The sequence below is a fragment of the Pseudomonas sp. C27(2019) genome (genome assembly GCF_008807395.1).
GTDB lineage: Bacteria > Pseudomonadota > Gammaproteobacteria > Pseudomonadales > Pseudomonadaceae > Denitrificimonas.
In genome coordinates, this window is record NZ_CP043320.1 from 135,478 (window position 1) to 147,159 (window position 11,682).

14 protein-coding genes are annotated in these 11,682 nt (G+C 51.7%); 12 read left to right on the top strand and 2 right to left on the bottom strand.

Annotated elements, in window-relative coordinates:
- Positions 1-295 precede the first annotated feature (295 nt).
- From FXF61_RS00640 to FXF61_RS00650, 3 genes are all read left to right on the top strand, one after another.
- On the top strand, positions 296-1,201 hold the full coding sequence (locus FXF61_RS00640; protein WP_151183454.1) for a hypothetical protein: 906 nt from the start codon (positions 296-298) through the stop codon (positions 1,199-1,201).
- Positions 1,202-1,378: 177 nt separating this feature from the next.
- Positions 1,379-1,720, top strand: a complete 342-nt coding sequence (locus FXF61_RS00645) for a replication initiation protein (RefSeq protein WP_151183455.1) — start codon at positions 1,379-1,381, stop codon at positions 1,718-1,720.
- Between the two features lie 309 nt (positions 1,721-2,029).
- Positions 2,030-2,515 (top strand): hypothetical protein, encoded by a 486-nt coding sequence (locus FXF61_RS00650; protein WP_151183456.1) that lies wholly within the window; start codon positions 2,030-2,032, stop codon positions 2,513-2,515.
- Positions 2,516-2,591: 76 nt separating this feature from the next.
- Here FXF61_RS00650 and FXF61_RS00655 read toward each other — a convergent pair whose 3' ends face one another.
- The gene (locus FXF61_RS00655) at positions 2,592-3,047 is read right to left on the bottom strand and encodes an STY4534 family ICE replication protein (RefSeq protein WP_151183457.1); all 456 of its coding nucleotides are present in this window, start codon (positions 3,045-3,047) and stop codon (positions 2,592-2,594) included.
- A gap of 528 nt (positions 3,048-3,575) precedes the next feature.
- Here FXF61_RS00655 and FXF61_RS00660 point away from each other — a divergent pair.
- On the top strand, positions 3,576-3,845 hold the full coding sequence (locus FXF61_RS00660) for a hypothetical protein (protein WP_151183458.1): 270 nt from the start codon (positions 3,576-3,578) through the stop codon (positions 3,843-3,845).
- Between the two features lie 6 nt (positions 3,846-3,851).
- Here the strand turns inward: FXF61_RS00660 and FXF61_RS00665 are convergent, their stop codons facing one another.
- Positions 3,852-6,818 carry a Tn3-like element ISPa38 family transposase gene (locus FXF61_RS00665; RefSeq protein ID WP_003100881.1) on the bottom strand — a complete coding sequence of 989 codons (2,967 nt, stop codon included), beginning with the start codon at positions 6,816-6,818 and terminating at the stop codon, positions 3,852-3,854.
- 209 nt (positions 6,819-7,027) lie between these two features.
- Between FXF61_RS00665 and FXF61_RS00670 the strand changes: the two genes are divergently transcribed.
- The 8 genes from FXF61_RS00670 to FXF61_RS00705 all read left to right on the top strand — a co-directional run bounded on the left by FXF61_RS00670 (position 7,028) and on the right by FXF61_RS00705 (position 11,457).
- Entirely contained in the window at positions 7,028-7,384 is a 357-nt protein-coding gene (locus FXF61_RS00670; protein WP_003465043.1) for a cupin domain-containing protein, read from the top strand.
- 254 nt (positions 7,385-7,638) lie between these two features.
- Positions 7,639-7,965: a hypothetical protein gene (locus tag FXF61_RS00675; protein ID WP_003100858.1), complete on the top strand. Its 327-nt coding sequence runs from the start codon at positions 7,639-7,641 to the stop codon at positions 7,963-7,965.
- The gene (locus FXF61_RS00680; RefSeq protein WP_003100856.1) at positions 7,962-8,462 is read left to right on the top strand and encodes a hypothetical protein; all 501 of its coding nucleotides are present in this window, start codon (positions 7,962-7,964) and stop codon (positions 8,460-8,462) included. Before FXF61_RS00675 ends, FXF61_RS00680 begins: the two co-directional genes overlap by 4 nt.
- Positions 8,459-8,830 carry a hypothetical protein gene (locus tag FXF61_RS00685; RefSeq protein WP_003100853.1) on the top strand — a complete coding sequence of 124 codons (372 nt, stop codon included), beginning with the start codon at positions 8,459-8,461 and terminating at the stop codon, positions 8,828-8,830. The genes FXF61_RS00680 and FXF61_RS00685 overlap by 4 nt, the downstream gene beginning before the upstream one ends.
- Positions 8,824-9,381: a recombinase family protein gene (locus FXF61_RS14950; protein ID WP_003100847.1), complete on the top strand. Its 558-nt coding sequence runs from the start codon at positions 8,824-8,826 to the stop codon at positions 9,379-9,381. The genes FXF61_RS00685 and FXF61_RS14950 overlap by 7 nt, the downstream gene beginning before the upstream one ends.
- Before the next feature lie 20 nt (positions 9,382-9,401).
- Positions 9,402-10,370, top strand: coding sequence for a glycosyltransferase (locus tag FXF61_RS00695; protein ID WP_256663555.1), 969 nt, complete (start codon positions 9,402-9,404; stop codon positions 10,368-10,370).
- A gap of 42 nt (positions 10,371-10,412) precedes the next feature.
- Positions 10,413-10,949, top strand: a complete 537-nt coding sequence (locus FXF61_RS00700; protein ID WP_151183460.1) for a hypothetical protein — start codon at positions 10,413-10,415, stop codon at positions 10,947-10,949.
- 40 nt (positions 10,950-10,989) lie between these two features.
- Positions 10,990-11,457, top strand: coding sequence for a hypothetical protein (locus FXF61_RS00705; RefSeq protein ID WP_151183461.1), 468 nt, complete (start codon positions 10,990-10,992; stop codon positions 11,455-11,457).
- Positions 11,458-11,682 lie beyond the last annotated feature (225 nt).

Sequence of the window (11,682 nt, forward strand, 5' to 3'; positions counted from 1 at the left end):
CGATCATGAAAAAGGTTCGCTGAGTTCAAACGTTATGTATTAGCCTAAGGTCTAGTTATGGATGAAAGAATCCAAGAGTTTTTTAGCTGGAGTAGCCTATTTGATTATATGCTTACACGTCAGCTCTCACACATACGCGGAAATTGGGAACTGACTTGGGCTCACACTGAAGAACAGTATGAGCCTGAAGAGAATAGCTACGCCGAAATAGTCAATGACCTAGTAATTGAGCTGAGCAAGCTAGATCCACCGATAAAATATCACGACAGTCCAATAGTCAACGGTGGGAGTGCGAATGATCACTACTGTTAGAGAATTTCAGGATGCCGTCGCATTCGAAACTTACGTTCTTGACAAAATGTTGCCAGTGATCTCAGGTTGTGAAAATGATTCTATTGATTTACGAGGAAGTGCTACTGCTGCGACTGTCCAGATTACGCTTACTGATAATTTATCTGCTAGCGCCGTCGAGAGCATAAAAAGCGACCTTGCGCCGTTGTTGTTTGGTTCTGCCTGGAAGGTCTTAGACCTTGCAGTGGAGCTAATCCTCAATGTCGGAGCCCTTACGGCAGACCGTAGAAGTGGATATGAGTGGTCAATCAGTGCTAAGCAAATTCACGCGGCACAAGGAGCCGGTGGCTTTCACGTTCTAACATCTGATCGCCAGGTTTGGGTGGCAATTGGCGCTGTATATGCCAATACCGTTGAGCATCGGCATTGTTTAGTTCACCGTACAGCTGTGATCGACTCAAATACTGGAGCTTTAGGCGGGAGTGACAGATCAGGCAACACGCTGACAAGCCTTTCTCTTGATCAACTGAATGCTATTGCTCGTATAGCGTCTCTGGTGGCTGAGGGAATTGTTGATGGTGGAATTGCACCTCGGAATCGAGACCATCTCTGTTACTTCTTAGACCAAGTTGCACCGCATACTAATCAAACTCCCTTTGGTATCAGGGGGCAGGGTGCTCCGGTTGTAATTCATACTGACTTAAAAAACAATGGTGAGAGCCTTGTCGTTGATGTCCAAGTCGCGGCTGAAAGAGCTGCAAGAGTGTTTCAGGATGTGCTGCATTTCAACGTGGTTTTTGATATTCCAGATGGGTCTGGCAGAAAGCTAAAGGCTAATCTTGAAGAAATTCCATCAGGTCAAATCTTAGTCGATTTAGATGCGCTACCTGATTGGTTGTCTTTTATTTAGTTACTTGGAGCTTACCTCGTTGCCCATTTTTGCTGCCGAAAAACAGATATTGCCTCAAATGTTTCTGAGTTTCGGCGTTAAGTGAAATAAATATTGATATACCGACAAAATGGTCGTTACTTGAATTAAGGCAAGTGAAATCATGTGAGGAGTTTGACTAAAGGAGAAAACAGAATCATGGTTTCCATCCCGAATAAATTAATTGAAGCCTCATATAATATGCCTCTATGTGCTTTGCGCCTTAGGAGTCTTGCTTTATCAAAGTTGAAACCATTAGATTACCTTTTGGGAGTTTCTGCTCCGATAACAATTTCTGCGCAAGAGTGGCAAGATACTTTTATAGAGTCAGAAAATCCGTACAGAGATCTCAAAAGAGCAGCCTTAGCTTTCTCGATAGCTAGTGTTCAGTTTAAAGGCAAAAAAGAAGCTATAAAATTTTTAGAGAGAGTGATTTATGAGAATGATAGAGGGAGGGTTAAGCTGTACTTTAATCCTGAGTTTTTGGTTTCGTGTCGTTAACACTTAACGACACGAAACCACCGCTACAGTCGCAAGACACGTGGCTTTCACTGGGCAGGTTTTCCGGTGCTTTGCTTCCCCGAAGCTACTGGTTAGTTTAGTATTATGTAGTAGGTATACCTAATGGTAGTGATGGATAGCTGAGTTTGGCCGCCTTATGAAGCTTTCTACATCAACGGGATGTTATTTAATGTATGCGCTTTTCTGTGTTTAGCGTTATTACATATGTGAGAATTTATTGGCTGCGAGAATATCGGAGGCCATAGTAAGGTCGATTTTATATTTTACTCAAGACATAGTGAAGGTAGCATGAAAATTAAATTAATGGTTATTGCCGTGCTTGCATTTGGCATTACAGCCTGCAGTGATAGCAATGAAAGTGCTGTTGGGCTTTATAAATACAGTCATAATCTATCGGGCACTGAGAAAATTGCCGAGATTAAGAAAGATGGCGATGCATACCTTTTTGTTGAGGACGTCATTCGTAAAAGTAATGCTATTGCTCTTGCAGAAACAGCCGATGGTTTATCTTATGACAATATGCCGTTGAAGCTATCCGAGAACGGGGATGCTCTTTATTTTGGCCCAATAAATGGTACACGCGTTGACAGTCAATACCTTGCCGAACGGCTAGTAACTATTGAAAATAATGAAAAAGCATGTGTTCAACTGCAGGATGAAGTAGACCAAAACGATAAGTCCATGAATAAAGAGCAGTGGAACGAATATGTAAAATCCATTAGAGACAAAAAGCCAGATGACTGCCATATTATTGGTGCTGGTATGCGCTGGTAAAAAATAGCGATTGAGTGACAAAAAAGGCTCCAAACTTTAAAAGTTGGGAGCCTTGATGGTGCGGCGGATTGAAGCGTTAAGCTGCATCAGTATCATTTTCAGGTTGTGCCGGCTCATTGTGCTCAGCGGGTTCTGAATGCTCTGACGGAGCTTGTTGCCATACGGTTTCGCCATCTACTTTGATAAAGGAGATGCGTAACAAGCGGCCTTTTAGGGTTACACCTGTCTCACCTTTTTTATCACCTTTCTGATACACAAATGTTTCAGTGTAGATATCACCAATGGTGAATCCCACTAAAACTTTTTTACCGGCTTCAGCTGCGGGTTGGCAACGACGAATCAGCTTTTCAGCTTCTTCACCGGAAACACGAGTATCAAAGTAAGTGTATTCAGGGCTATCAGTATCACCGCGTAGAGCAGCGATCGTGCAAGCCATGAAAGGATTTCCTTTTTTGACTGTTACTTCACGAACACGGTTTAAGTAGCCAATGCCGCGAGTGTGCAGATCAAAGAATTGTGCTTGAGTAGTCATGGTTTTTTCCTCAGAGTTTAGCAAAGAGGAAATACTATGATCCCTAGGGGATGAGTATTCCCCTGTGGGTTTGTACGAAATGAGTTTAGTGGGCATTGTCACCAATGGTGATGGTCTGTTTTTCAAATGCACACAGACTTTAGGGTGTGTAGCTAGGCTACGGGCATGTTGCTATTCAACGAATAGCGAGACATGACTTAATCTAACCAGAATAAATTTTAGAATGCAAAAACAAACGCCCTACCTAACTATGACCTTGGAGCAGCTTTTAGATTTTACTGGTCTGGAATTATACGTACCATATTAAGGCTAGGGATGGTAGATGAAAAGTGGTTAGCATCACTGGATGATAGAGGCAGACTGAATATTGGTTTTAATAATTCATTTTGATTCTGTGATGCAGTCTACTGTATGGGGGGTTGTATTGAGAGTAGTTTAAGAAAAAATAATAGCTACATACGTGATGTAGCATTTTGACTCATTATACATATGCTTTTTGGCTAGTGTGATGCGCAAGGATAAAGCTCAATGGATGTGCTTTTTATTCACCAGAATTTTCCCGGTCAGTTTCGCCATATTGCTAGGCATTTAGCGGACTTGTCTAATTTTAGAGTGTTGGCGATTGGGCAGGATCATGCGCCTGGTTTGGACAGTGTTCAACTTCACAAGTATCGCCCACATCGTAAGGCCAGTTCAAAAACACATCCATACGCTCGGACTTTCGAGGAAGCAGTTTTAAATGGCCAGCAAGTATTGCGGCTGTTGCTAAAAGGGGTCGTCTCAGAAAACGGAAAATAAAGCACGCTAAGCCGGTTGCAGCGGCCGTAGCGGCCTGAACTTGCCCGCGCCGATCTTGGCGCTGCTGCGCCAGAGGTAATCGCCGGTCAGGTTGATGTGCTCCCAGCCGAGCGGCGACAGGTACTGCAACAGGCCGTCATCGACGGCTTGACCGTGGCCACGCAAGGCGTTCGCGGCCCGCTCCAGATAGACCGTGTTCCATAGCACGATGGCCGCCGTCACCAGGTTGAGGCCGCTGGCCCGGTAGCGCTGCTGCTCGAAGCTGCGGTCGCGGATTTCCCCCAGGCGGTTGAAGAACACGGCGCGGGCCAGCGCGTTGCGCGCCTCGCCTTTGTTCAGCCCGGCATGCACGCGGCGGCGCAGCTCGACGCTTTGCAGCCAGTCCAGGATGAACAGTGTGCGCTCGATGCGTCCCAGCTCACGCAGGGCGACGGCCAGGCCGTTCTGGCGCGGGTAGCTGCCAAGCTTCCTGAGCATCAGCGAGGCCGTCGCCGTGCCCTGCTTGATCGAGGTGGCCATCCGCAGGATTTCATCCCAATGGGCGCGGACGTGCTTGATGTTGAGCGTGCCGCCGATCATCGGTTTCAACGCCTCGTAGGTGGCATCGCCCTTCGGGATGTATAGCTTGGTGTCGCCCAGGTCACGAATGCGCGGGGCGAAGCGGAAGCCCAGCAGGTGCATCAACGCGAAGACGTGGTCCGTGAACCCTGCCGTGTCGGTGTAGTGCTCCTCGATCCGCAGGTCGGATTCGTGATACAGCAGGCCGTCGAGCACGTAGGTCGAGTCGCGCACGCCGACGTTCACGACCTTGGTGTGGAACGGCGCGTACTGGTCGGAGATATGGGTGTAGAACGTCCGCCCTGGGCTGCTGCCGTATTTCGGATTGATGTGGCCGGTGCTCTCGGCCTTGCTGCCGGTGCGGAAGTTCTGGCCGTCCGACGATGACGTGGTGCCGTCGCCCCAATGCTCGGCGAAGGGATGTCGGAACTGCGCGTTGACCAGCTCGGCCAGTGCCGCCCCGTAGGTTTCGTCGCGGATGTGCCAGGCTTGCAGCCAGGCCAGCTTGGCGTAGGTCGTGCCGGGGCACGATTCCGCCATCTTGGTCAGGCCCAGGTTGATCGCGTCGGCGAGGATCGTGGTCAGCAACAGGTTTTTGTCCTTGGCCAGGTCGCCTGACTTCAGGTGGGCGAAGTGCCGGGTGAAGCCCGTCCATTCGTCTACCTCCAGCAGCAATTCGGTGATCTTGACGTGCGGTAGGATCATCGCCGTCTGGTCGATCAGGGCCTGTGCGGTATCGGGCACCGCCGCATCGAGCGGCGTGATCTTCAGGCCCGACTCCGTGATGATGGCGTCCGGCAGCTCGTTGGCCAGCGCCATGCGGTTGACGGTGGCGAGCTGCGTTTCCAGCAGCGTCAGCCGGTCATGCAGGTACTGGTCGCAATCGGTGGCCACGGCCAGCGGCAATTCGCTGGCCTGCTTGAGGCTGGCGAATTTCGCGGGCGGCACCAGGTAGTCCTCGAAGTCCTTGAACTGGCGCGAGCCTTGCACCCAGATGTCGCCGGAGCGCAGCGCGTTCTTCAGCTCCGACAGCGCGCACAGTTCGTAGTAGCGCCGGTCGATGCCGGTGTCGGTCATCACCAGCTTCTGCCAGCGCGGCTTGATGAACTCGGTCGGCGCGTCGGTGGGCACCTTGCGGGCGTTGTCGCTGTTCATGCTGCGCAGCACCTCGATGGCGTCGAGTACGTCCTTGGCGGCGGGCGCGGCCCGCAACTTGAGCACGTCGAGAAATTCCGGCGCGTAGCGGCGCAGCGTGGCGTAGCTCTCGCCGATGCGGTGCAGGAAATCGAAGTCCTCGGGTTGCGCGAGCCGCTGCGCTTCGGTGACGCTCTCGGCGAAAGCATCCCAGGACATGACGGCCTCGATGGCGGCGAACGGATCGCGGCCCGCTTGCTTGGCCTCGATCAGCGCCTGGCCGATGCGCCCGAACAGCCGCACCTTGGCATTGATCGCCTTGCCGGATGCCTGGAACTGCTGCTGATGCTTGTTCTTGGCGGCATTGAACAGCTTGCCCAGGATGCGGTCATGCAGGTCGATGATTTCGTCGGTGACGGTGGCCATGCCCTCGATGGCGAGCGCCACCAGGGTCGCGTAACGCCGCTGCGGCTCGAACTTCGCCAGGTCGGCGGGCGTCATCTGGCCGCCCTCGCGGGCGATCTTGAGCAGCCGGTTCTGGTGAACCAGCCGCTCGATGCCGGAGGGCAGGTCGAGCGCCTGCCACGCCTTGAGGCGTTCGATGTGTTCCAGCATGTGCCGCGAGTTCGGTTTGACCGGGGATTGCCGCAGCCAGGCCAGCCACGTCGTCTTGCCGTTGTCGCGGCGCTTGAGCAGATCGTCGAGGCGACGGCGATGCACGTCCGTCAGCGGCTCAGCCAAGGCGTCGTAGAGACGCCGGTTGGCGCGGGTAATCGCTTCGGCGCTCGCCCGCTCGACGGCGTTGAGGGCGGGCACAATGACCGACTGCCGCCGCAGGTGCTCGATCAAGGCTCTGGCCAGCACGATGCCCTTGTCGGTTTGCATGGCCAGCTCGGTCAGCAACTGGACAGCCTGCCGGTAGTGGCCAATCGTGAACGGCTGGAAGCCGAACACCGTTTGCAGCTCGACCAGGTGCTCGCGTCGGGTCTGCTCACGCTGCCCGTACTCGTCCCAGCTTTCGATGCCGACCTTGAGCTGGTTGGCGACCAGTCTCAGCAATGGCGGGAACGGTGGCTCATCAGCGCCAAGGATGACGCCGGGAAAGCGCAGGTAGCAGAGCTGCACCGCGAAGCCCAGCCGATTGGCCGGGCCGCGCCGCTGCCGGATGATGGAGAGGTCGCTTTCGCTGAACGTGTAGTGACGGATCAACTCATCCTTGGTGTCCGGCAACGCCAGCAGGCTTTCGCGCTCGGCGGCGGAGAGGATCGAACGGCGGGGCATGCGGTTTCCTTCTTCTTGAAAACGTAGGTTTGTGACAAGCCCGCCAAGGCAACCGGCGCGGCACGGGAATCAAGGCATTGCGATTCTCGAAAATAGTTCTTGAAATTCTATTCTTGATTGCATATCATCTCACGACCAGCCTCCCGTTCAAATTCGAGTTAGAACTCATATCCAGCCTGTCTGGGGGCACTGTGAAAGAGGGATCTCCGATGACTGTTGAATCGAGAATATTTTCTGTAGCCGAGTATGTTCAGCCGTCCGAAGGCGAGCCTATTCGTTCCGTTGTGCTTGAAACCCGAGACTCAATTATCGTGGTTTGGCATGTCCATCCCGGGCAGGAAATTGCGGCTCACATTCATCCTCACGGCCAAGACACGTGGACTGTTTTGTCGGGAATGGCTGATTACTTTCAGGGCAATGGGATTGTTCGTGCCCTCAGGGAAGGTGAGATAGCCGTGGCAAGACCGGGCCAAGTGCACGGGGCGCGAAATACAGGTACCGAGCCATTTGTGTTCGTCTCGGTTGTGGCATCAGCCAATGCCGGTTTCGTATTGGCTGAGCGATAGAGCCCAATCTCTGGAGTTGGTCCAATGAGCGGTCGGGGAGATAGGTAACAGACATGCAGCGGACACGGCTGCTAAACCAGGTCGCAAACCTCCTTGCGTCGCAGCGTGCCGCAAGCGACGCGATCAATCGAATGGGGTCGGCATGAGACTGAACACCATCCAGTTCCCGACCGCGTAGCCGCCTGTCCTGCCGATCAGGTCTTGACCATCGACGCCTGGGATCAGTCCTGAATGTTCTTGGAGACCACTACGTTATGAGCCGCAGCCGCCGCAAAACACCCATCGTCGGGCACACGACCTGCGGCAGCGAGCGCGAGGACAAGAAGCTCTGGCATCAGCGCTGGCGCACCCGTGAGCGCACGGCGCTGACCAGCGCGTCGCCCGAAGCCCTGAGCGCCCATCTGCCCCTGCTGGAAAACCAGGCCAGCAGCGTCTGGTCGATGGGCAAGGATGGCCGCTCCTACTGGCCCGTCAAGCGCCAGGCCGCCACGGCGGATCGCATCGCCAATCACAAGGGACGCAACCCGCAAGAACGCGCCTCCCTGAAAAAGCGCCTGCTGCGCAAGTGGATGAGCAAATGAAGCTCTCCTTCCATCAGCACATTGCGCTGTTCTGGATGATCGGTGCTCCGGGCGTCTTCGCGCCCGTGATCGAGAACGCCAAGCGGCCCGATGCCGGCGCCGTCATGGCGTGGGGTGTCGCGATCGTGGCGGTGATGATCCTCTTCACCCCTTTGCTGCTGCGCTGTCCACCATTCCGGCGCTGGTATGGCCGGACGGATGCGCTGTCGGAGCGGCAGCGCCAGGCGCTTGCCGAGCGCGGCCTGCGCCGCTACTACCAGACCGCTTTCGATGACGGCTACGTGCCCCGCGTGATGCCCTACGTGTGGCGCATCATCTGGACGGTCGGCGGGTTGATGGCTGTGACCGCCGTACTGCCTACCAACACCGGACGGCCAGCCTTCGATGCCTTGGTGGTCTTCTCGACCTGGTATCCGATAGGCGTGATGCTGCTGGTTTTCGCGTCGAGGCCCCTTGGCCGGTTGATTCGCCAAAGAGCACAGGAGCGGCGGAAATGAGCACGTCAACCATCGAGGCGCTGGCCAGCGCCTGGGCAAGGATTGCCGAGGAAGCGGAATTCCCCGCTGACTACGAGGGGACTGCCACACCACAAGCGCATCGGGCTAGCGAAGCTATTCAGGAGCAGATTCGGGAGCGCATCGTCGCCACCAACGACATGCGGCTGTTCAGCCTGCTGCACCTGCTGGGTCAGGCGTCGCTGCGCATGGAGCAAGCGCTGTGGCCGGAGGATTACGAGCGGATGACGCGCGAGGTTGAGGAAGCCCTGCGGCAAGCCACCGACGCCAACGCCAGATCGTACACCCACGAAGAAGTGATGCAGGCGATGCAGGAACGCATCGACCGGGCGCGAGACAAGCCATGTTGATTGGCTATGCGCGCGTCTCGACGCAGGATCAGAACCTGGAGCTGCAACGCGAAGCCTTGAGCAAGGCCGGATGTAAAAAGGTCTTCGAGGACAAGGTGAGTGGCACGCGGGCAGACCGGCCTGGCTTGGCCAAGACGCTCGAAATGCTGCGCGAAGGCGATACTTTGGTCGTCTGGAAGCTCGACCGGCTGGGCCGGTCGGTCAAGCAACTGGTCGATCTGGTCGGCGATCTGCACAAGCACGGTGTCCAGTTCAGGAGCCTCACCGACTCCATCGACACCGGCACACCATCCGGGCGGTTCTTCTTCCACGTCATGGCGAGCCTTGCCGAAATGGAGCGCGAGCTGACCGTCGAGCGCACCCGCGCCGGGCTGGAAGTCGCCAAGCAGCTCGGCCGCAAAGGCGGCCGCAAGCCGAAGATGACCGACAGCAAGATCGAGTCGGCCAAGAAGCTGCTGGCCAGCGGGGTGCCGCCCAAGGACGTGGCCAAGAACCTCGGCGTGTCCATTCCGACGCTGTACCGCTGGGTGCCAGCCTCCACGCACGCTTAGCGTGCTTTATTTTCCGTTTTCTGAGACGACCCCTAAAACTACAGCAGGATGGATATGAGCCAGATGTCGTTGTCGCACACCCAGGATGGGGTGAAACGCTTTATGTAAAACAGGTTTTCCCAAAAACACGGCTGATTCATTTCTGCGAGTATTATTATCATACACAGGGTGCCGATGTTGGGTTTGCCCCTGAATTCCCCTTGACGATGGATGATTGCGCGCGCATCAGCAGTCGCAATGAGCTGCATCTGCTTAATTTAGAAAATTGTGATACTGCTATTACTCCAACCCACTGGCAACACAGTTTTCACCCTGTGGCTTACCAAGATAAGATCAAAGTCATCCATGAAGGTATTGATGTCACCCGCTTAGGGCCAGACAGTAAGGCGGTCTTGCAGCTACCTAACGGCAAGGTACTCAAGGCTGGCGAACCCACCATTACTTACGTAGCGCGCAACCTAGAGCCTTATCGGGGCTTTCATCAGTTTATGCGGGCATTACCGCGTGTGTTAGCAGCACATACCACGTGCCAAGTTGTAATTATCGGTGGTGACAATGTCAGTTACGGCAGCCCCCCTAAAGATGCAGCTAACTGGCGTAGCAAGCTTTTGTGTGAAAATCCTGTTGATCAAAGTCGAGTGCATTTTCTAGGCAAGGTGGAATACTCAACGTATTGCAAAGCCTTGCAGGTGTCTGCAGTTCACATCTATTTAACCTATCCATTTGTATTGTCTTGGTCGCTACTTGAAGCGTTAGCCAGCGGCTGCTTGGTGATTGCCTCTGATACAGAGCCTGTGCGTGAAGTAATTCGTCATGGCGATAATGGTTGGCTTATCGATTTTTTTGATGACCAAATGTTATTTAATAAAATATTAGATATTTTAAGTGATTCAAAGCAGAGTGTCGGTTTGCGTAAGAAAGCTCAGGATGGAATGAGAAACTATTCCATTAATGAGGGAGTTAAAAATTACATAAAAGAAATCAAATGATTGATTTGCAATTTAAAAAATTAGAGAGAGTTTTTAGGGGATATGATTAGAAATGTTTTTTTAGTATTGGTTCTTATGGCTTTCTCCATTTTGTCTTATGGGGCGAATGATAAGGAGTTGTTTGATTTGAATAGACACCAAAAGCTTCAGGTTTCCACCGTTTATTTCAACTCGGTAGGGCGGGGGGCTTTGTATTTGGGGATTGGTTTTGATGGGAGTTATTGGCGAAATTATTTATCTGAGAATAAAAGTGTTTCAGGGTCTATAGAGGTTTATGCTGTTAATGCTCCTGGTGCGATAATGGTAAATCCTATTGTAATTGAGTTGAAAGAAAATTATTTATTTGAAGAAATTAGGTTTGATCAAGTGCGTGATATGTGTTTTATAGTTAAGGAGCTGGATTTGGACTCAACGGGAAGTTATTTGATTATTCCTAAAATTTATATTCCAAAAGATATTCCTAATAATTTCGATAGTGCTGTTATGGTCTTTGAGCGTGCACGTTGTGGGTTGACTTGTCTGATTGATAAGCTGTTATTGCAAAAGAAATCGATTTATATATTTAAAGCTGGTTGTTAAGTTGGCTTATTTGTCTCTGTATGATTTTAGGTGTGGTGTGATGAGAAAAATATTTTTTAAAATCTTTTTTATAATAACTATTTCCCCCCTATTATCTTATGGGAGTGATTTTGATGAGGATATTGATTTTAATAAGTACCACAAGCTTAAAACATCAAAGGTTTATTTTAAATCAATAAAAGGAAGAGCTGTCATTTTCGGTGTTGGTTTTTATAAAGATGACAGAGACGTTTATTTTCCTGGGCTGATAGATAATGACAAAATTTTCGGCTCAGTAACAGTTTTTCGTTTGAATAAAAATAATGAGCCAAAGCTTAACAAGTTTTTAAGAGGTCCTTGGAGTATAAGATTTAATAGCGCGCCGATAAAAAATATGCTATTTCTTACTAGTTTTGCTGTATTGGCTGAAGGAGATTATGTTGTTGTATATGATATATATGTTTTAAAGAGCATTCCTTTTGACTTGAATAATATTGTCATGGTTAGTGAGAAGACCACTTGGAAGTGATTTTTTAATTTATATCGAGAGAGAGTTTTGGCCCAGCTGCTTAGGCTGGGCCACTGGTGAATGTTGGCCAATGAACTTTACTGCTTGTTTCCCTCGCAAAAAACGCTGCTGATTAAGCCTGAACCTTATTGTGGCCTGGTTCAATATCTCATAAAGAGTCGGCGTGCATCCGCACACAAAAGGCTCTCTGTTTATCCATGAGTTGGAATTGACTGTGACAATCTA